22 protein-coding genes are annotated in these 20,503 nt (G+C 68.6%); 17 read left to right on the top strand and 5 right to left on the bottom strand.

The features are described from left to right. Positions 1-183: 183 nt before the first annotated feature. The 6 genes from E4P42_RS08250 (at position 184) to E4P42_RS08235 (ending at position 4,792) form a co-directional block, all read left to right on the top strand. Positions 184-477, top strand: a complete 294-nt coding sequence (locus tag E4P42_RS08250) for a nuclear transport factor 2 family protein (protein WP_135124917.1) — start codon at positions 184-186, stop codon at positions 475-477. Continuing rightward, positions 474-1,313: an SDR family NAD(P)-dependent oxidoreductase gene (locus E4P42_RS08245; RefSeq protein WP_135124915.1), complete on the top strand. Its 840-nt coding sequence runs from the start codon at positions 474-476 to the stop codon at positions 1,311-1,313. Before E4P42_RS08250 ends, E4P42_RS08245 begins: the two co-directional genes overlap by 4 nt. A 455-nt stretch (positions 1,314-1,768) precedes the next feature. Further along, positions 1,769-1,918, top strand: coding sequence for a hypothetical protein (locus E4P42_RS26945; RefSeq protein WP_167759404.1), 150 nt, complete (start codon positions 1,769-1,771; stop codon positions 1,916-1,918). A gap of 99 nt (positions 1,919-2,017) precedes the next feature. Further along, a complete protein-coding gene (locus E4P42_RS26940) occupies positions 2,018-2,176 on the top strand; it encodes a hypothetical protein (protein WP_167759403.1) in 159 nt (52 codons plus the stop codon). Between the two features lie 50 nt (positions 2,177-2,226). Next, positions 2,227-3,924 (top strand): GMC family oxidoreductase, encoded by a 1,698-nt coding sequence (locus E4P42_RS08240; protein WP_135125253.1) that lies wholly within the window; start codon positions 2,227-2,229, stop codon positions 3,922-3,924. A 58-nt stretch (positions 3,925-3,982) separates the two neighbouring features. Further along, entirely contained in the window at positions 3,983-4,792 is an 810-nt protein-coding gene (locus tag E4P42_RS08235; RefSeq protein ID WP_135124913.1) for an LLM class F420-dependent oxidoreductase, read from the top strand. 26 nt (positions 4,793-4,818) lie between these two features. Here E4P42_RS08235 and E4P42_RS08230 read toward each other — a convergent pair whose 3' ends face one another. After that, positions 4,819-5,331, bottom strand: coding sequence for a DUF4189 domain-containing protein (locus tag E4P42_RS08230; RefSeq protein WP_245233939.1), 513 nt, complete (start codon positions 5,329-5,331; stop codon positions 4,819-4,821). 33 nt (positions 5,332-5,364) lie between these two features. Here E4P42_RS08230 and E4P42_RS08225 point away from each other — a divergent pair, with 33 nt between their 5' ends. Further along, a complete protein-coding gene (locus tag E4P42_RS08225; protein WP_135124911.1) occupies positions 5,365-5,595 on the top strand; it encodes a hypothetical protein in 231 nt (76 codons plus the stop codon). Between the two features lie 51 nt (positions 5,596-5,646). On the opposite strand, the gene E4P42_RS08220 is transcribed toward E4P42_RS08225, so the two are convergent. From E4P42_RS08220 to E4P42_RS08210, 3 genes are all read right to left on the bottom strand, one after another. Continuing rightward, a complete protein-coding gene (locus E4P42_RS08220) occupies positions 5,647-6,132 on the bottom strand; it encodes an SRPBCC family protein (protein WP_135124909.1) in 486 nt (161 codons plus the stop codon). 69 nt (positions 6,133-6,201) lie between these two features. Continuing rightward, positions 6,202-6,747, bottom strand: a complete 546-nt coding sequence (locus E4P42_RS08215) for an RES domain-containing protein (RefSeq protein ID WP_135124907.1) — start codon at positions 6,745-6,747, stop codon at positions 6,202-6,204. Positions 6,748-6,811: 64 nt separating this feature from the next. Then, on the bottom strand, positions 6,812-7,327 hold the full coding sequence (locus E4P42_RS08210) for a hypothetical protein (RefSeq protein WP_167759402.1): 516 nt from the start codon (positions 7,325-7,327) through the stop codon (positions 6,812-6,814). Between the two features lie 192 nt (positions 7,328-7,519). Between E4P42_RS08210 and E4P42_RS08205 the strand changes: the two genes are divergently transcribed. From E4P42_RS08205 to E4P42_RS08165, 9 genes are all read left to right on the top strand, one after another. Then, positions 7,520-7,867, top strand: coding sequence for an L-rhamnose mutarotase (locus E4P42_RS08205; protein ID WP_135124905.1), 348 nt, complete (start codon positions 7,520-7,522; stop codon positions 7,865-7,867). Between the two features lie 63 nt (positions 7,868-7,930). After that, entirely contained in the window at positions 7,931-9,250 is a 1,320-nt protein-coding gene (locus E4P42_RS08200) for an MFS transporter (protein WP_135124903.1), read from the top strand. 12 nt (positions 9,251-9,262) lie between these two features. Further along, positions 9,263-10,423 carry an L-rhamnose isomerase gene (rhaI, locus tag E4P42_RS08195; RefSeq protein ID WP_135125247.1) on the top strand — a complete coding sequence of 387 codons (1,161 nt, stop codon included), beginning with the start codon at positions 9,263-9,265 and terminating at the stop codon, positions 10,421-10,423. 4 nt (positions 10,424-10,427) lie between these two features. Then, a complete protein-coding gene (locus tag E4P42_RS08190) occupies positions 10,428-12,473 on the top strand; it encodes a bifunctional aldolase/short-chain dehydrogenase (RefSeq protein WP_135124901.1) in 2,046 nt (681 codons plus the stop codon). A gap of 57 nt (positions 12,474-12,530) precedes the next feature. Continuing rightward, entirely contained in the window at positions 12,531-14,003 is a 1,473-nt protein-coding gene (locus E4P42_RS08185; protein ID WP_135124899.1) for a rhamnulokinase family protein, read from the top strand. A 38-nt stretch (positions 14,004-14,041) separates the two neighbouring features. After that, entirely contained in the window at positions 14,042-15,235 is a 1,194-nt protein-coding gene (locus tag E4P42_RS08180) for an alpha-hydroxy acid oxidase (protein ID WP_245233938.1), read from the top strand. Between the two features lie 29 nt (positions 15,236-15,264). Further along, the gene (locus E4P42_RS08175; protein WP_135124895.1) at positions 15,265-16,299 is read left to right on the top strand and encodes a LacI family DNA-binding transcriptional regulator; all 1,035 of its coding nucleotides are present in this window, start codon (positions 15,265-15,267) and stop codon (positions 16,297-16,299) included. Between the two features lie 103 nt (positions 16,300-16,402). Next, entirely contained in the window at positions 16,403-17,539 is a 1,137-nt protein-coding gene (locus tag E4P42_RS08170) for a GGDEF domain-containing protein (RefSeq protein ID WP_245233937.1), read from the top strand. Between the two features lie 106 nt (positions 17,540-17,645). After that, complete coding sequence (locus E4P42_RS08165) at positions 17,646-18,560, top strand: MBL fold metallo-hydrolase (RefSeq protein WP_135124893.1); 915 nt, start codon at positions 17,646-17,648, stop codon at positions 18,558-18,560. A gap of 7 nt (positions 18,561-18,567) precedes the next feature. Here E4P42_RS08165 and E4P42_RS08160 read toward each other — a convergent pair whose 3' ends face one another. Continuing rightward, positions 18,568-19,611, bottom strand: coding sequence for a diguanylate cyclase (locus tag E4P42_RS08160; protein ID WP_245233936.1), 1,044 nt, complete (start codon positions 19,609-19,611; stop codon positions 18,568-18,570). A gap of 232 nt (positions 19,612-19,843) precedes the next feature. On the opposite strand from E4P42_RS08160, the gene E4P42_RS08155 reads away from it, so the two are divergent. Next, on the top strand, positions 19,844-20,488 hold the full coding sequence (locus tag E4P42_RS08155; protein WP_371287002.1) for an FKBP-type peptidyl-prolyl cis-trans isomerase: 645 nt from the start codon (positions 19,844-19,846) through the stop codon (positions 20,486-20,488). Positions 20,489-20,503 lie beyond the last annotated feature (15 nt).

The raw sequence follows: 20,503 nt of genomic DNA, 5'->3' as shown, positions 1-20,503 counted from the left end.
GGCGTCCTCCTCTGCGTTGCGTCACCTACATCGATGAGGCCATGTTGAAGCCTCCCCCTGGGGCAAGGTCAACCTCGCGGCAAGCCCGCGATCACGGGTTGACCTTCCCCTTACGGCAACCTCCATGGTTGGGCCATGACCACAACAGAATGGGAAACACTCCCAGAAACCGTAAGAACGTTCATGACTGCGCTAGATGCCCGTGAGGTGAACGAAGCGCTGGCCACGCTCACCACCGATGCTGTCGTCACCGACGAGGGTCACGACTACAAGGGACACGACGAGATCGGTGCCTGGATCGCGACTGCAGCCAGCGAGTACACCTACACCACCGAGATCACCGGCGCAACGACGACCGACGCAGGCGTCGACGTCGGGCAGCATCTGGAGGGCAACTTCCCGGGCGGGGTCGCCGACCTGCACTACCGATTCACCCTCGACGGCACTGTGATCAGCCGGGTGGTGATCGAACCATGACGCGGCGTTGGTTCATCACCGGGGGCACCCCCGGCAACTTCGGGATGGCGTTCGCTGAAACGGCACTCGAGGCCGGAGACCGGGTGGTGCTCACGTCCCGGCGTCCGCAGGAGCTGGCGACGTGGGCCGAGCAGTATGGCGACCGCGTTCTCGTCGTGCCGCTGGAACTCACCGATGCGGCGCAGGTGCAGCGTGCGGTGCGTGCCGCCGAGGAGCGCTTCGGTGGTATCGACGTGCTGGTCAACAACGCCGGCCGCGGTTGGTACGGATCGATCGAGGGCATGGACGAGTCCTCGTTGCGGGCAATGTTCGAACTGAACTTCTTCGCAGTCCTGTCGGTGACGCGTGCAGTGCTGCCGGGGATGCGCGCCCGCGGGAACGGGTGGATCGTCAACGTGTCCTCGGTAGCCGGGCTTGCATCAGCGCCCGGATTCGGCTACTACAGTGCGACGAAATTCGCCATCGAAGCCGTCACCGACGCGCTGCACGACGAGGTCGCTTCACACGGCATCTCGGTGTTGGCCGTCGAACCGGGAGCGTTCCGCACGAACGCCTACGCCGGCTTCGCGAACGAGCCCGTAGCGGAGTCGATCCCGGATTACCACGACATGCTCGAAGAGGTCCGTGCCACCTTCGTCGGGATGGACGGCGTGCAACCCGGCGATCCGCGCCGCGGTGCCCGTGCGGTGATCGCGGCGATGGCTCAGCACTCACCGCCTCGTCGGCTGGTCTTGGGCAACAGCGGATACGACGCCGTGATCGATACGCTGGAGAAGAAGCTGGCCGACATCCGGACCAACGAAAAGCTCTCTCGCAGCGCGGATTTCCCCACCTGACCGGCCGCCGGAGCGAGACGTACCAGACCCGCCCCGCCGGTCATAGTCGGGCACGATCACCCGATAGCCGGCGGCTAGCGGCATCATGACCTGGCGCCACTCGTACCGCGTTTGGGGGGGCGCCGTGGAGAAGCACGACCGTCTTAGTGGGTTCGGGTGGAGTGACAACTGTATAGCCGATACGAACCGTCTCATCCGGGTCGACCCAGGCCCGCCCGTGGTGAACAACGACATCGCGCGCTGTGGTCATGGTCTTCCGCCCTTCGGTGTGCATGCCTGTCGGCGGCCGGTGTCGCCCCCCCCGGCAGGCCCGAATCACCGCTAGGGCCACCCACCCCGAGAGCGGCCCCGGCGCCCGACGCTCGTCCGGGTTCGGGTCGGCGTGAAACGGGCACCCTCGCGACGACGAAGCTTCCGGCGGGACGACTCCGCGGGAGAATTGGGAGGACCGGACAGTGACGATGCCCAGTGATGCAGCGGATGCGGTCGAGAGACGAGGAGCCAACGAAGGTCCGCGTGACCACGCCCAGGCCGACACCGAGCACGCCCCCTACGTCGATGACGACAACGTCCCCCATCCCGGCGATGCCAACGAGGCCGACTGACCAGCCTCCACTCACGTCTTTGAGGAAGTCGCCGGGCGCGACACGGGCGGGCGGTGAATACCGGCCCGAACGGCACGGCCGCGGGTGGAGAATCGCGGTATGTCGACTGCGCTCTGGATCCTGATCGCCGTACTGGCCGTCGGCGCCATCGCCGGCGGCCTACTGCGGATACGGGCCTGGTTGGACAAGCCCGCCCCGCCCGAGGTGATCGAGGCGGCGCGCCGTCGCGACGAGGAAGATGACCGCTCCCCTGACTGAGCGTGGACCGTGTGCGATCGTCGATTGCCGCACCGACGCCATGGAGGAAGATGAGCCCCGTCTCCGAGTTCGACTACATCATCGTGGGAGCAGGCAGTGCGGGCTGCCTGCTCGCGAATCGGCTCAGCGCCAATCCCGATCACCGGGTGCTCTTGGTCGAGGCGGGCGGCAAAGACAATTGGTTCTGGATCAAGGTGCCGGTGGGCTATCTGTACACCATCGGCAACCCCCGCACCGATTGGTGTTTCACCACCGAACCTGATCCGGGTCTGGCCGACCGCAGCATTCTCTATGCGCGGGGTCGTGTGATCGGCGGCTGTTCGTCGATCAACGCCATGATCCATATGCGCGGACAAGCTTCCGATTACGAACTCTGGGCGCAGGCCACCGGTGACGACCGATGGCGTTGGGGTGGCCGGGACGGCGCCGGCCAGACGCTGTCGATCTACCGGGAGTTGGAGGACTACTTCGGCGGGGCCGACGAATGGCACGGCGCCGGTGGTGAGATCCGCGTCGAGCGGCCACGGGTGCGCTGGAAGATCTTGGACGCCTGGCAGGCCGCCGCGGACCAGGTTGGCATCTCTCCCATTGACGAATTCAATCGCGGTGACAACTCCGGCAGTGCGTACTTCCACGTCAACCAGCGGCGTGGCCGTCGCTGGTCGATGGCCGATGCCTTCCTGCACCCGATCGCCCATCGGCCCAACCTCACCGTCTACACCCAGACCCAAGCCGTGCGGCTGCTGATGGACGACCAGGTCCGGGAGCATCAGCGTCGCGGTGCCTGGACCACGGCTGCGCACCGCGCCACCGGCGTGCGGGTGCGCAGAGACGGTCAGATCATCGACATCCGGGCCCGCCGGGAGATCATCCTGAGCGCCGGCGCGATCGGGTCCCCGCACCTCATGCAGGTCTCGGGGCTGGGTCCCGCCGGGCTGCTCACCCAGCATCACGTTCCGGTGGCCGTCGACCTGCCGGGAGTCGGTGAGAACCTCCAGGACCACCTGCAGCTGCGGACGGTCTACCGGGTGCGGGGTGCCCGGACCGTCAACAGCCTGTACCGCAACTGGATCACCCGGGCAGGCATGGGACTTCAGTACCTGGTGCTGCGTTCAGGACCCATGACGATGCCGCCCTCCACGCTGGGCGCCTTCGCCAAGAGCGACCCCAAGCTGGCCAGTCCCGACATGGAATGGCATGTGCAGCCCCTGTCGTTGGCCAAATTCGGCGAACCGCTGCACCGGTTCGGGGCGATCACACCCTCGGTGTGCAATCTGCGCCCGACCTCGCGGGGTCACGTACGTATGGCCAGTGCAGATCCGCTGACCCACCCGAAGATTGCCTGCAATTACCTGTCCACTGACGCCGATCGTCAAGTCGCTGTCCGCGGCTTGAGGATGACCCGGCAAATCATGGCGGCGTCTCCCCTGGCTCGCTATCGCCCAGAAGAACTGCTTCCCGGCCCGCAACTGGTGAGCGACGAGGATCTGCAGCAGGCGGCCGGCGAACTCGGCACCACCATCTTCCATCCGGTGGGCACCTGCGCGATGGGCGCCTTCGACCCCCGCGGCATGCCGCGGTCGGCCGCCACGGTGCTCGACACCGACTGCCGCGTGTACCGCGTGGCCGGCCTTCGAGTGGTCGATGCTTCGGCGATGCCCACCATCACCTCCGGTAACACCAACGCGCCGGTCATGCTCATCGCCGAGCGCGCAGCGCGCGCGATCCTGGGCTGCCTCCCGGAATAAACCGGCACGCGGTGAACTTGGCTCGAGAGTCGCCTCTTCCTCCGACTCAGGAGCATCCATGACCCGTCCCGTCCGCGTCGCCGTGCAGATCCCGCCCGGCGGCACGCCCGACTACGCCACGTGGCGTGACGCCGTCCTCGCCGCCGACGATCTCGGCGTCGACGTGATCTTCGGCTACGACCACTTCCACCGTCCGGCGATGGAAGGCCTCGTCGACGGCAAGCCCATCCTCACCGACGAACAACCCGACGTCGCCCACTTCGAGGGGTGGACCGCGCTCGCGTCGTGGGGTGAGATCACCTCACACGCTGAGATCGGGCTCCTGGTCACCGGCGTCGGCTACCGCAATCCGGACCTGCTCGCCGACATGGCGCGCACCGTCGACCACATCAGTGGTGGCCGGCTCATCCTCGGCCTCGGCGCCGGATGGTACGAAAAGGACTACACGACCTACGGTTACGACTTCGGCACCTTCGGGTCCCGCTTCGACCTGTTCGACGAGAGCCTGATCCGCATCGAGAACCGGCTCGCCGCACTGATTCCGCCGCCCGTGCGCAAGCTACCGATCCTCATCGGCGGCACGGGACCCAAGCGCTCGCTGCCCGCCATTGCCCGGCACGCCGACATCTGGCATGCGTTTCAGGACCTCGACGCGTTCCGCAGAAGCAGCGACCGCGTCGACGAGCTGGCCGCGACGTTCGGCCGCAACGGCGCCGAGATCGAACGCTCGACCCTCTGGGCAGACGCCGATAGTGCCGACGCCTTCCGCGAGGCCGGCGTCACGCTGTTCCAGACTCAACTCGCCGCCGACGACGGCTACGATCTCACGTCTCTCAAGCAAATCATCACATGGCGGGATAACGGCTGACCGTGGCACTCGTCTCGAGGAGGCGGTCAGCTACATGCCACCCCGACGACGCGGCAGCCCGGACCGTACCGACTGCACGAAATCAACGCGGCTCTCTGCGCGCCGGCGCTGTCGCGGCCCACACCCGTAGCCCACGACGCGTTGGGCGCCTGGCCAACCGCGCCGCATCCTTTCGTGAAGTTCACGACGGCCCGGCAGTCGCGGGCGCTGCAGAGGCCGATGGCCGCGCGCTCGGCCTCGAGAGCAGAGTTGAAGCCTTGCGAGTATCCCACCTTGCCGGTATTCACGGAGACCGCGATCGCGCCCCAACCGAGGGCTGCGGCAGTAGGTGCCGTGAACACCGCACCTCCGCCGAGGCACACGGCCATCAGCGAAACCACGAGCAGACGCCGGAGGGCCACCATAGGAGCGGATCGTAATGGCGCCGTGCAGAAGCGGGCAGTGGAGCTACGGAAGCGGTACCGTCCCGAGACTGCGATGAGATCGATCTCGCGCGTACGCTGCTGACGGCGGTTCTCCGGCTCGGCAGGGATGTTCACCTTCGCGACACCTTGCCTCGGCATACTCGTGTGATGTCGACGTCGGATCCCCTGCTTCCCTCATCCGGTGACCCGGAGCAGTCCACCGTCGCGGCCGAGCCCGGTTCCGGCGGTCCGCAACCGCAGTCCTCAGAGGAGCCCGATCTGGCGATCGGCGACGAAACCGACCGAAGCCTGGACGACGCCGTCGCGGACGAGAAACCGCCCTTTCGGCCACCGACGCCCGGCGACAAGCTCTCGCCGGGTGACCTCCAAGCCGAATGACCTCCTGAGTCACCCAGCCACTTCAGTCCTCCCCCGCGGCGCCGATCCGTCTCATCCTTCGCGGACGTCCGTTCCGTGTTCGGCGAACGCCTTGAAGTCCTGCATGTGCTGCTGCGACTGCGTGCGGAAGGCCCCGGGCATGAGAAGTCCCACCAGCCGCATCAGCGGACTGCTGAACCGGTATTCGCTGTCGCTTTCCCAGAGCGTCGTCGCCGGGTCGGCTTCAGTCAGCCGATCGCGCACGGCGCTCCACATACCGGCGCCGGCGATCTCCCGGTCGAAGTGAACGATGACGTTCGCGGGGATCTCGTGCAGGTCCGCCGGCTCCCGGCGGGTGATCGTTTCGGTGCACTCGATCTCCCTCTTCCCTGACCGCATCACGACTCGCGACGTGGTTCCGAGTTGCCCATGTATCCCGCTCACCGGCTCGTGCACCTCCACGCCTCGCAGCCACTTCGGTATGTGTGCCGGATCGGCGAGCAGCTGGGCCACTTTCTCCCGCGGCAGAGCGATCTCGATCGAGTTGGTGTACTTCATCAGTCCCCACTGTTCGTTCGGCGACTTCCACCACTACCATTGGGCAACGCGATCTGCAGCGCAGCCCTGTCAGCCGTTCAGTGACCAACTGACGGTAAAGCCATGCCGGAGAACCAGTTCCGTCAGGACGTCGGTGCGATCGGCGAGTGACCACGCCCGCACTCGGAAGTGATCGTGGGCGAAGAACGCATAGTTGGTGGATTGCTCCGGGGTGGTCCGCGAGCGGTACACGATCGCGCCGAGGTCAGGCCACCAGCCCCGGACGGCGTCGGCCAGGTGTTGGCAGGTGTCCCAGACGGCGTCGTGTTGTCCGGTACTGATCTGGTCGTCGACGTCGAGCGCGTCGAGGTTGCGCTCGGTGCGCAGGTCGAGCACCCGCATCGGACGCTCGGTGACCATCTCGATCAAATGGTGCTCGGCGTGATCGGCCGGGATGACCAGTCCGGTGGCCCGATAGCGCTCGCGGCAGGCGCCGACGAGATCGGCGCCGGCGTACCGCGTGCGGAACGCGCCCGACGGCGGGTCGAAGCGGTAGCGCGGCTGCGGAAAGCCGCGCCAATCCCACTCGTCGGGGGCGGCGGCCTCCACTCGCCACATCGCGGTGCCCGGCCGCACCGTTCTGCTCCTCAGCCCCGTGGGCCGGGCAGAGGGCAGCGGACGGCGAAAGCCGGGAAGGAGGTCAGGCACCGAGCGCGGTGAGGGCGCGCCACGCCGCCGCAGCGGTTACCGGGTGGTCGAGCGCCTCGGCGATCGAGGTGTCCCCCAAGTCCTCGCGCTGGAGCCGCATGATGCGGTCCGCCGCGACCGCGTCGTCGGTGTAGCGCGTCAGCAACTCCAGGATTCGCGGCAGATCGGCGCGGAGCCGTCCGCCGTCGAATTGCCAAGCCGGGAACCAGGTCGTGTTCCCCACTGCGGCACCGATCAGCCGCTTGCGCGTGCGCAGCCGGTGCACCGCCTGTGGCGAGGCGTATGCGAGTTGAGTCTGTACCTGGGCGGTGGACAGGGCGCCCTCGATGAACTCCGCGATAAGGACGGCGCGGCGCTGCTCGTTGAGGGTGTGCGCTGCCGAGCGTTCCAGGGTGCCGTGCGGGCCTGTCGGCGCGTCGCGCAGCGCGTCGAGGACCCGCAGGAAACCGGCGTCGCGTCGGGCCCGGGCCTCGATGTCCCGGACAAGCGGAGTCACGGCTGCGGTCATGCGGCCAGTCTATGCACACCAGCGGGCAAACGAAACAATTGAAACACAGTGGACACGCCCATCTGGATGGCGCCGTGCACCACATGGTGGCCGGCGCGGGCGTTCTTGACTCGCTCACACCGCTGCCGTACTGTCACCCCCATCACAAATTGAAACGTTTCATTCAGTTCAGACGATCCGGCGGAGGCATCGATGCCCGACACCTTGCAACGCGTGTGTTTCGTGATGTACCTCAAGCCCGACCGGGTGGATGACTATCTGGCCGCCCATGAGCAGGTGTGGCCGGAGATGCTCGACGCACTGCGGGACGCCGGCTGGCGCAACTACTCGCTGTTCCTGCGGCCCGACGACGGCATGGTGGTGGGCTACCTCGAGACCGAGGACTTCGACCGCGCCAGCGCCCTGATCGAACAGACCGACGTCAACGAGCGCTGGCAGGCCCGCATGTCTGACTTCTTCCGGCCCGCAGTGACCGGCGATCGCGGCGCCAACCCCGATACGGTCCGCCAGCGGCTCACCGAGTACTTCCACCTCTGCTGACCACCTCTTCTGCCCCTCCCCCTGACCCCCCTCCCCTGACCACCCGAACCACGAGGACTGCCCATGAAGATCGGAGCTCACTCCACAACCGGCTGGCGAGCCACCATCGCGGTCGCCATGTCGAATTACATCGAGGCCGGCTCGATCATCGCGATCGCCACCAGCCTCGGTTTCTGGCAGGCGGAGTTCGGCATCAGCAACTTCGCGGTCGGCCTGCTGGCCGCGCTGAGCGCCAACGCCTTCGGCGCCGCGATCGGCGCCATCCTCGGCGGCCCGCTGTGCGACCGGTTCGGCCGCAAAGCCATCTACACCTACGACCTGCTCGTCTACATGGTGGGCGTGCTGCTGGCCGCGTTCGCCCTCAACTTCACCATGCTGCTGGCCGCCTTCGTCATCACGGGCATCGCCGTGGGTGCCGGAGTGCCCGCCTCGTGGACCTACATCGCCGAGCAGGCGCCGTCGGTGGAGCGCGCCAAGCACGTCGGCACCGCGCAACTGGCCTGGTCGGTCGGTCCGTTCATCGGCTTTGCGCTGGCCGCCGCGCTCGCCCCGCTGGAATTGCTCGGCTCGCGGCTGATCTTCCTGCACCTGTTCGTGGTGGCGGCGGTCGTCTGGTGGGTCCGGCAGGGCCTGGCGGAATCACAGATCTGGCAGGACGAAAGCGTCAACGAGACCCGCGAACTCGCGTCGAGCGTCGGGGTGCGCGGTCTGCGCGGCCTGTTCTCCCGCAAGGTCAACATCACCGCCCTGCTGTTCCTCGGCGGCATCTACCTGTTCTGGAACACCGTCGCAGGCCAGGCCGGCATCTTCATGCCCCGCGTCTACGACACCGCCGGCCTGCACAGCCCCGTCCAGCAGAACCTGCTGCAGGTGCTGGTGTGGGGTTGCACCGTCGCCGCAACGTATTTCGGCTTCATGCGGTACGCCGACCGGGTGTCACAGCGGGCGCTCTACAGCTTCGGCGCCGCACTGGGCATCGCCGGGTGGATCGTCCTGGTCGCCTTCACCGACAGCGGCATCGCCACCATGCTGATCTTCGCGATCCTGTGGGGTGTGTCCTCGGGCATCGGCGCGCAGGCGTTCTACAGCCTGTGGGCCAGCGAACTGTTCGCCACCCCGTACCGCGCCAGCGCGCAGGGCACCATGTTCTTCGTGGTGCGCACCGCCACCGGTCTGCTCAGCTACTTCTTCCCCACCATGCTCGCCGTCATCGGGCTCACCTGGGTGGGCGCCCTGCTGGTCGGTCTGCTCACCGTCGCCCTGATCATCGGCGCCGTTTGGGCCCCGAAGACCCAGGGAAAGACCTTGCAGCAGATCGAGACCGAACGCTACGGGTCGCCGGTGAGCCCCGCCGCATCCGCACCGTCCACCGCCACCGCCTGAGGACCACCGATGATGCATGACTTCACCGACACCGTTCTGGACAATCTGCAGATCGAGCTGCCCTCCTGGGCGTTCGGTAACTCCGGCACGCGATTCAAGGTGTTCGGCACGCCGGGCACCCCCCGCGACGTCCGGGAGAAGATCGCCGACGCGGCGCAGGTGCACCGCCTCACCGGCCTGGCGCCGTCCGTGGCGCTGCACATCCCGTGGGACCGCGTCGACGACTACCGCGCGCTGTCGGACTACGCACAGGACCTCGGAGTGCGGCTCGGCACCATCAACTCCAACACGTTCCAGGACGACGACTACAAGTTCGGCAGCCTGACCCACACCGACAAGGCGATCCGGCAGAAGGCCATCGACCATCACCTCGACTGCATCGAGGTGATGCACCAGACCGGGTCCCGCGACCTCAAGATCTGGCTGGCCGACGGCACCAACTACCCCGGCCAGGGCGACATCCGTGGCCGACAGGACCGGCTGGCCGAATCGCTCGCGACGATCTACCAGCACATCGGTGAGCAGCAGCGACTCGTCCTGGAGTACAAGTTCTTCGAACCCGCCATGTACATGACCGACGTGCCCGACTGGGGCACGGCCTACGCCCACGTCTGCGCCCTCGGCGAGCGCGCGGTGGTGTGCCTGGACACCGGCCACCACGCGCCGGGCACCAACATCGAGTTCATCGTGGCGCAGCTGCTGCGGCTCACCAAGCTCGGCTCATTCGACTTCAATTCGCGGTTTTACGCCGACGACGACCTGATCGTCGGCGCGGCCGATCCGTTCCAGCTCTTCCGCATCATGTTCGAGGTGGTGCGTGGCGGCGCGCTCGACGCGCACTCGCCGGTGGTGTTGATGCTCGACCAGTGCCACAACGTCGAGGAGAAGATCCCCGGTCAGATCCGGTCGGTGCTCAACGTGCAGGAGATGACCGCCCGCACGCTGCTCGTCGACACCGAGGCCCTGCGCGCGGCGCAGGACGACGGCGACGTGCTGGGCGCCAACGCGATCATGATGGACGCCTTCTACACCGATGTCCGCCCCGCGCTCGCGCAGCGGCGCGCCGAGCGCGGACTGCCCGAAGACCCGATGGCCGCCTTCCGCGACAGCGGATACCAGGCCCGCATCACCGCCGAGCGTGTCGGCGGAACTCAATCCTCGTGGGGAGCGTGACGCAATGACCGATACCGCCGAAAAGACCGTCTCCGAGCTGATCTCGCGGTCCAACCGCCTCGGCTCCGACCCCAGGAACACCAACTACGCCGGCGGTAACACCTCCGCCAAGGGCACCGGCACCGACCCGGTGACCGGCGAGGACGTCGACCTGCTCTGGGTGAAGGGTTCGGGCGGAGACCTGGGCACGCTCACCGAGAAGGGACTGGCCGTGCTTCGGCTCGACCGGATGCGCGCACTTGTCGACGTCTACCCGGGCGTGGACCGTGAGGACGAGATGGTCGCCGCGTTCGACTACTGCCTGCACGGCAAGGGCGGTGCCGCACCCTCGATCGACACCGCGATGCACGGACTGGTCGACGCGGCACACGTCGACCACCTGCACCCCGACTCCGGTATCGCGATCGCGACGGCCGCCGACGGAGAGTCCCTGACGGAGAAGATCTTCGGTGAGCGCGTGGTGTGGGTGCCGTGGCGCAGGCCGGGCTTCCAGCTCGGACTGGACATCGCCGAGATCAAACGCCGCCACCCGCGGGCGATCGGGTGCATCCTGGGCGGGCACGGCATCACCGCATGGGGGGACACCTCCGAGCAGGCCGAGGCCCACTCCCTGGAGATCATCGAGACCGCTGCCGAGTTCATCGCGGCCAACGGCAAGAATGAGCCGTTCGGCGCGCCGCTGCCCGGCTACGGCGCCCTGCCCGACGACGAACGCCGCGCCAAGGCCGCCGCGCTGGCCCCGTTCATCCGCGGTCTGGCCTCGACCGACAAGCCCCAGGTCGGTCACTTCACCGACGCCGCACCGGTACTGGAGTTCCTGGCCGCCGCCGAGCACCCTCGGCTGGCCGCGCTGGGCACCAGCTGCCCCGACCACTTCCTGCGCACCAAGGTCAAACCGCTGGTGCTCGACCTGCCGGCCGACGCGACCGTCGAGGACTGCAAGGCCCGGCTGGCTGAGCTGCACGCGGCCTACCGCGAGGACTACCGCGCGTACTACGAGCGGTACGCGACCGCGGACAGCCCGGCGATGCGCGGCGCCGACCCGGCGATCGTGCTGATCCCGGGGGTCGGCATGTTCAGCTACGGCAAGGACAAGCAGACCGCGCGCGTGGCCGGCGAGTTCTACCTCAACGCCACCAACGTGATGCGCGGCGCCGAGGCGATCTCGACCTACGCCCCGATCGACGAGTCGGAGAAGTTCCGCATCGAGTACTGGGCGCTCGAAGAGGCCAAGCTGGCGCGCATGCCCAAGCCCAAGCCGCTCGCCACCCGGATCGCCCTGGTCACCGGGGCCGCGTCGGGCATCGGCAAAGCCATCGCGACGCGGTTGGCCGCCGAGGGCGCCTGCGTGGTGATCGCCGATCTCGACGCCGAGAAGGCCCGCGCTGCTGCCGAAGAGATCGGGAACAGCGACGTGGCCGTCGGAATCGCCGCGGATGTGACCGACGAGGATGCGGTGCAGGCCGCCATCGATGCGACGGCGCTGGCGTTCGGCGGTGTCGACATCGTGGTCAACAACGCCGGCCTGTCGCTGTCGAAGTCGCTGCTGGAGACCACCGCCGCGGACTGGGACCTGCAGCACAACGTGATGGCCCGCGGATCGTTCCTGGTGTCCAAGGCGGCGGCCCGCGCACTGATCGACCAGAAGCTCGGCGGGGACATCATCTACATCTCGTCGAAGAACTCGGTGTTCGCCGGCCCCAACAACATCGCCTACTCCGCGACGAAAGCCGATCAGGCCCACCAGGTGCGGCTGCTGGCCGCCGAGCTCGGCGAGTACGGCGTCAAGGTCAACGGCATCAACCCCGACGGTGTCGTGCGGGGGTCGGGCATCTTCGCCGGCGGGTGGGGCGCCAAGCGGGCCGCGGTGTACGGCGTCGCCGAGGAGGATCTCGGCAAGTACTACGCGCAGCGCACACTGCTCAAGCGCGAGGTGCTGCCGGAGAACATCGCCAATGCCGCGTTCGCGCTGTGCACGTCGGACTTCTCCCACACCACGGGTTTGCACGTGCCGGTGGACGCGGGCGTCGCGGCGGCCTTCTTGCGATGAGCGCTTGCGCGAAGAGATGGCGGCACCGATGAGCGCTTGCGCGAGGAGATTGAACCGATGAGCCAGGTCGCCGCGATCGATCTCGGTGCGACCAGCGGCCGCGTCATGCTCGCCGACATCACCGGGGAGCGCATCGCCGTCGAGCAGGTAGCCCGGTTCCCGAACGAGCCGGTCTACCTGTGGAACGGCCACCGCACCGCCATGCACACCGATGCTCCGGGTCTGTTCCGGGCGGCGTGCGCGGGGCTGGCCGAGGCCGCCCGGCGCGCGGAGGATCTGGTGGCCGTCGCGGTGGACTCCTGGGCCGTCGACTACGGGCTGCTCCGCGACGGGGCGCTGCTCGGGTTGCCGCACCACTACCGCGACGTCCGCTGTGAGCAGGGCGCCGCCGCCGTCCACGACCGGATCGGCCACGCGGACCTCTACCGCCGCAATGGATTGCAGTACCTGCCCTTCACCACGGTCTACCAGCTCGCCGCGGAGGATCGCCTCACGGTGGCCGACCGCGCACTGCTGATCCCCGATCTCATCGGGTACTGGCTCACCGGTCGCCTGGCCACCGAACGCACCAACGCGTCGACCACCGGGCTGTTGCACACCGGCGGGCACTGGGACAGCGAGCTGTGCGACGTGCTGGGCGTGCCGTCGGGTCTCTTCCCCCCGGTCGTCGACCCCGGAACCGTGCTGGGTCCCGTGCTGCCCGACCTCGCCGGCACCCTCGGGCTCGACACGGCGGTCTCGGTGACCACCACCGCATCGCACGACACGGCGTCGGCGGTGGTCGCCGTCCCGATGGATCCCACGTCGGCGGCCTACATCTCGTGCGGCACCTGGGGTCTGGTCGGCGTCGAGCTCCCGCAGCCCGTCCTGAGCGAGGCCGGCCGGCGCGCCAACTTCACCAACGAGGTGGGCGCGGACGGCCGCATCCGGTATCTCCACAACGTCATGGGCCTGTGGCTGCTCAGCGAGACGATCCGCCAGTTCGAGCGCGACGGCGAGCGTGCGGACCTGTCCGAACTGCTCGCTCAGGCCGCCGAGGTACCCACGGGGCTCGATGTCTTCGACACCGCCGATGCCCGCTTCGCCCCGCCCGGTGACATGCCGGGCCGGATCCGCGCGTGGTACGACGAACGCGGTCTGCGGGTACCGACGACGCACCCCGAACTCGTCCGCGTCATCGTGGAGAGCCTGGCTGCTGCCTTCGCCGACAAGGTACGTCAGGCCGCCGAACTGTCCGGCGTACCGGTGCGCACGGTCCACCTCGTCGGCGGCGGCTCGCAGAACCGGCTGCTGTGCCAGCTCACCGCAGACCGGCTCGGCCTGCCCGTGCTGGCCGGGCCCGTCGAGGCCACCGCCCTGGGCAACGTCCTGGTCACCGCGCGCGCCCACCACCTGATCACCGGTGATCTCGAAGCCCTGCGCCACCGTGTCGGCGCGAGCTTTCCGGCTCAGCGGTACCTCCCCCGAACGTCGACCACCGCAGCCCGCACCGGAATCCCTCCGGTGGGAGCGGGAAAGGCCACATCGTGAAACGTCGCGTCCCCCGCGTCCGCGATCTCGCGCCCCTGATGCAGTTCAGGAAGCCCGAGCTCAACGCCCGCACCCGGCGGCTCAACCGGGCGTTGACCATCGAGGACCTGCGCGCCATCGCGAAACGCCGCACCCCGCGGGCGGCCTTCGACTACACCGACGGCTCCGCCGAGGCCGAACTGTCCCTCGCGCGGGCGCGACAGGCATTCTGCGACATCGAGTTCCATCCGGCCATCCTGCGCGACGTGTCGAAGGTGGATACCAGTTGCACGGTCCTCGGCGGCCGGTCCGAACTGCCGTTCGGGATCGCGCCGACCGGCTTCACCCGGATGATGCAGACCGAAGGCGAGTACGCCGGCGCCCGCGCGGCAGGCCGCGCCGGCATTCCGTTCTCGCTCTCGACCATGGGCACCGCATCGATCGAAGACGTCAAGTCCGTGAACCGGCACGGGCGCAACTGGTTCCAGCTGTACATGTGGAAAGACCGCGACCGGTCGATGGCGCTGGTCGACCGCGCCGCGAACGCAGGATTCGACACGATGCTGGTGACCGTCGACGTGCCGGTGGCCGGAGCGCGCCTGCGCGACAAACGCAACGGCATGTCGATCCCGCCCGCCCTGACCGCGAAGACGGTGCTCAACGCGGTTCCCCGCCCGCAGTGGTGGATCGACTTCCTGACCACCGAACCGCTCGCGTTCGCGTCGCTGGACCGGTGGTCGGGCACCGTCGCCGAATTGCTCGACACGATGTTCGATCCCGCCGTCACATTCGAGGATCTGGCCTGGATCAAAGCCCAGTGGCCGGGCAAGCTCGTGGTCAAGGGCATCCAGACGGTCGAGGACGCGATCGCGGTGACCGACCTGGGCGTCGACGGCCTGGTGCTGTCCAATCACGGTGGGCGTCAACTCGATCGGGCCCCGATCCCGTTCCACCTCCTCCCCGGCGTCGCCGCCGCGGTCGGCGACCGCACCGAGATCATGCTCGACACCGGCATCATGTCCGGGGCCGACATCGTGGCCTCCATCGCACTCGGTGCCCGGTTCACCCTCGTCGGGCGTGCCTACCTGTACGGCCTGATGGCCGGCGGTGAGGCCGGCGTCGACCGCGCCATCGCGATCCTGCGTGAGCAGATCACGCGCACCATGCGCCTGCTCGGCGTGGCCTCCCTCGACGAACTGGAACCTGGCCACGTCACCCAGTTCGAGCGACTGGCCCCGCGTGCCCGGCGCTGAAGACTACGCCGATCTGGTGTGATGGACGTATGGCCGTGAGCATGCGTGACGTCGCCAACGCGGCGTCGGTATCCCTCGGCACCGTCTCCAACGTGCTCAACGCCCCGGAGAAGGTCTCCCCCGCCACCGTGGCCCGCGTACACGACGCCATCGACCGGCTCGGGTTCGTCCGCAACGACGCCGCGCGGCAGTTGCGGGCGGGACGGTCGCGGTGTGCCGGTCTGGTGGTGCTCGACATCGGCAACCCGTTTTTCACCGACATCGCCCGTGCCGCCGAACAGCAGGCGGCCGTGCACCAGCTGACGGTGCTGCTGGGCACCTCCGACGGCGACGACGCCAAGGAGCAGGCTTACGTCGACATCTTCACCGAGCAGCGGGTGTTCGGGCTGATGGTGTCACCCCTCGGCGAGAACCTGGATCGCCTCGCCGCGCTGCGACGGCGCGGCACCCCGGTGGTGCTCGTGGACCGCGACGGCGCGGGAACGGTGTTCGACTCCGTGGCCGTCGACGATGTGGCCGGCGGTCGGCTGGCCACCCGCCACCTGCTCGACAGTGGGCGGCGCCATATCGCGTTCGTCGGCGGGCCTCGGGGTCTGCGCCAGGTGACCGACCGGCTGCGCGGCGCACAACAGGCCGTCGACGCGGTGTCCGGCGCGCGACTCGAGGTGATCGAGACGCCGACGCTGAGCGTGCTGGCCGGACGTACCGTCGGAGAACAGCTGCATCGGCGGCCCGCCGGCAAGCGTCCCGACGGGGTGTTCTGCGCCAACGACCTCGTCGCCATCGGCGCCCTGCAGGCGTTCACCATGCTCGGTGCGCTGCGGGTCCCCGACGACATCGCGCTGATCGGCTACGACGACATCGATTTCGCCCAGTCCGCGGTGGTGCCCCTGTCCTCGATTCGCCAGCCCACCGCGCTCATCGGGGCGACGGCCGTCGACCTCCTGGTCGCCGCCGCCGACCGGACGGACCGCGCACCGTCGCACCCGGTCTTCGCCCCGGAACTCGTCATCCGCCGCACCACGGCCGCCGCGCCAGGGGAATCTGCCCCCTCGCTGCGGTGAACTCGTGCGGTGCCGGTCCGCGATTGAACCGACTACTATTCAGATTTTGTTTGCCCGCACGGCGGTAGGGCGGGTCGGTGCGGACGGTTGACGGGGGTGCGGGTTGCCGGCGACTTCGGGCAGCGTCGTGGTGTTCAGCCGGTTCATCCGCGCGTGGTGGCAGGAGCCGGTCGACTACGCCGGGCAGGTGCAGTACTTCGCCAAACGGGCGATGTCCGGGGCGATCAAGACGCTGATCGGTCTGGGCACCGGTTTGAACGCGGTGCTCTCGCTGGCGATCCTGCTGCCGTTCGCCGACACTCCGGCCTCGCGCGTGGTGGTCGCGCTGTTCGCCGCGTTGCAGTTCGGGTGGGCATGGGCGTGGTGCACCCGGCCGTGGCCGTCGCGGCGCACCTCACTGGCGTTCGTCGTCTCCGCCGACATCGGAATCGCCGCGGTGGCCGTGGTGGACGCGTCGTGGCTGCTGGGCCTGTTCGGCTTCAACGCATTCGCGATGATCTCGGTGTACCTGATGTTCTTCGACGGTCCCAAAGTGATGGCCGCCCATGCGCTCTGGATACTGCTGGCGACCACCGGGTTCGCCGTACAGGCCGGGGCCGCTGCGGGCTTCGACGCGCTGACGTTCACGGCCAGCACGCTGGCCGCGGTGGCGCCGGTCGTCGCGACACCACTGGGTGTCCAGCTCGGTATCTGGGCCATGCGCAACGACGCGAACGTGTCGGTCACCGATCCGCTGACCGGGTTGCTCAACCGGCGCGGTCTGCACCTGCACATCGAGGAGTTGGTGCGCGACGCCGCCACCGCGGATGCCGAGGTGACGGTGATGGTCGTCGATCTGGACCGCTTCAAAGACGTGAACGACACCTTTGGCCACACCGTGGGCGACGACGTGCTGGTCCGCAGCGCACGCCGGATCATGACCGCGGTGCGAGGCACGGCCCTGGTGGCCCGCATCGGCGGTGAGGAGTTCGTGATCGTCGATGTCGCCCCCGGGCCGGGCCGCGACCCGGCGCGGGAATTCGACCGGGTCCGGGAAGCCATCGCCGCGCCCGCACCCCATGCGGTCACCGCCAGCGTCGGCGTCACCTGCGTGCCCGTCGCCGGCTTCACCGCTCCGGGAGTAGACCCCGTGGCGCTTCTCGACACCGTCATCGAACGCGCCGACGAAGCGATGTTCGCGGCCAAGCGCGGCGGCGGCAACGCCACGGTGCACCTGACGCCTGTCTGCGGCAACGGCTGATCCGAGCCGGCCCACCAGCCGGGATGAGTCCGGCCGCCGGAGCGAGTTCCACGCGGAAGACAGGTCGATTCCGCCTGTCGTCCGGTCGCTCAGGAGGAGAACGAACATGAGCATTGTCGACGAGAACCCCGCCGGTAGGCCCCGCCACGATGAACTGGTCCCCTCGCGTTACGCGGTGCAGGTCGGCGACATCGAGGTGCTGGTGATCAGTGACGGCGTACTTCCCATCACCGCCAGGACGATGGCGACCAATGCCGACGCCGCCGAGTTCAGCCATTGGCTCGACGACCGGTTCCTGCCGCACGACGTCCTGGACTGGCCGCTGAACGTGGTCGTGGTGCGCAGCGGCGACCAGACGATCCTGGTGGACGCAGGGCTGGGCGTGGAGTTCCCTGACTTCCCCAGGGCCGGGCAGACCGCCCACCGCCTGGAGGCCGCAGGCATCGATCCCGCCGCCGTGACCGACGTGGTGCTGACCCATCTGCACATGGACCACGTCGGTGGACTACTCACCGCAGGACTACAGGATCGGCTGCGTCCCGACCTGCGCGTCCACGTCGCCGCCGCCGAGGCCGAATTCTGGGAGTCGCCTGACTTCTCCCATACCGACATGCCCGCGCCGGTACCCGACGCGCTGCGCTCGATCGCGTCGCGGTTCCTCGACGAATACCGCGGTCGGCTGCGGACCTTCGAGACCGAGTACGAGCCGGCGCCCGGAGTGCTCATCGCCCGCACCGGCGGTCACACCCCCGGGCACAGCATCGTGCGGCTGGCGTCCGGCGGTGACCGGCTGACGTTCGCGGGTGACGCGGTGTTCGAGCCCGGTTTCGACAATCCCGGGTGGCACAACGGGTTCGAGCATGATCCGGACGAGTCGGTGCGGGTCCGGGTGCAGCTGCTGCGCGAGCTCGCCGCGACCGGTGAGTCGCTGGTGGCCACCCACCTGCCGTTCCCGTCGGTCTGCAAGGTGGCCGCCGCCGCCGACGCCTTCCGGTGCGTACCGGCCGGCTGGCACTACTGAGCCCGGGTCAGCTCTTGGGCAGCGACGGCACCGAGTTGATCGCATGCCTGGACGGCGGCTCGGTGTGGTGCTCGTGCCGATTGCCGCCCGCGCGTTTGGCCCGGTACATCGCCGCGTCGGCGGCCCGCACCAGCCGGGCCAGGCTGTGGAGTCCGGCGCGGTCGCGGATCGCGGGGCCCACCGCCATCCCCGCGGTTCCGACGCTGGCGGTGACGGACTGCGGCAGCGCGGCGATCTCCTCGCAGATCCGCGCCGCGATCGACGTCGGATCACTGGTCGGGTACACCGCGGCGACCACGAACTCCTCGCCGCCGCACCGGCCGATCACGGTGGGGACCCCGACCATCGCGTGGCGCAGCGCGCGGGCCACCGCGATGAGGGCCTCGTCGCCGGCCTGGTGGCCGTAGGTGTCGTTGATCTGCTTGAACTTGTCCAGGTCGACCAACGCCACGATCAGGTGGCCACCGGTGGTCCGACTGCCCACCATCTTCGACGCCTGCTGGTCGAACGCCCGCCGATTGAGCAAGCCGGTCAGTGAGTCGCGGTCGGCTTCCACCAGGTCGATGCCCAGCGAGCGGACGATGACGTGGATGGCGACCGGCATCGCGATGTTGATCTGCACCACCAGCAACAGATCGACGGCGGCCAGGGCGGTGTGCCCCTCCCACGCCAGCCGCAAGGCGGCGACCACGCCGACGGCCGTCGCGACCACGAAGTTGTAGAGCACCAGCACCGTCGAGTGGAAGAACGCGATGTATGCGGCGATGGTGGCGAACGAGATGCAGCCCGTCAGCGCGCCCTGCGGATCCGGATACGCCAGACACGCCAGCGCGATGGCCGCGTTGGAGACCACCGCAAAGGCCAGCGATTGCGCGTGCGACGGCCAGCGCCACGTCCACAGCGCCACGCCGGCGACTCCGCAGGCGACGGCGGCCCACATCATCGCGACCGGGAGCGCACCGACCGGACCGTCGAAGCGCAGCAAGGCGAGCAGGCACGCGGTCAGCGACGCGGCGATGAGCGCCATCATCAGTCGCACGGAGGTGGTCATGCCGCGGGCGGACAGGTACTCACTGATCCACTCATAGTGGTTCGCTCGCACCCGCCATCGCGGCGGTAGCGCGGCCGTCATCGTGCTCGCCCCCGAAGAAGTTCAGACGGTCGGCCGTCGTGTGCGCCGACCCTGCACAGCAAACTGATCCGAGACTACATGGTTCCGGTCCGGGCACGTACCGATCCCGGGAACCGCGAGGCGCAGTGGGGCCGCCGGTAGCGTGACGGCCGTGAACATCTCTCGCCTGCCCTCCTCGGTCGCGCTCGTCCTCGGGGCCGCGTCGGTGGCCATGACGCTCACCGCGTGCGGCTCCGATGAAGAAGCTCCCGCGACCACGACGTCGTCGGCGCTGGAGGCGACCACCTCCCCGTCGCCGTCCCAGACCGCTCCGGCGACGACGGAGGCGGCGGCCATGTCGTGCCCGACGGCCGCCCCGGCGGCCGACGCCGCACCGGAGTGGACGCTGCCCGGCACGACCGGAAACGTCGCGGTGACCGGCTCGACCGAGGAGGCCGCGCCGCTGATCACCGTCGAGGCACCGTTCAGCGTGACCGAGACGCAGGTGCAGACGCTGCAGCCCGGGAACGGCCCGGTCGTGTCCGACACCGCGACCGTGCTGGTCTGCTACATGGGTGTCAACGGCCGGGACGGCTCGGTGTTCGACAGCAGCTATGAACGCGGCGCCCCGGTGGACTTCCCGCTCGACGGCGTCGTGCCGGGCTTCCAGAAGGCCATCGCCGGCCAGAACGTCGGCTCCACCGTCGCCGTCGCCATGGTGCCGGCCGACGGCTACCCCGAGGGCCAGCCCGCCGCGGGTATCGAGCCGGGTGACTCGCTGGTGTTCGCAATCAAGATCCTCGACGCCGCCAACTGAATCGACCACTACCTG

This window comes from Mycobacterium sp. PS03-16 (assembly GCF_004570325.1).
Classification (GTDB): domain Bacteria; phylum Actinomycetota; class Actinomycetes; order Mycobacteriales; family Mycobacteriaceae; genus Mycobacterium.
Note: the sequence above shows the minus strand (reverse complement) of the source record. Positions and strands in the feature narration are given on the sequence as shown.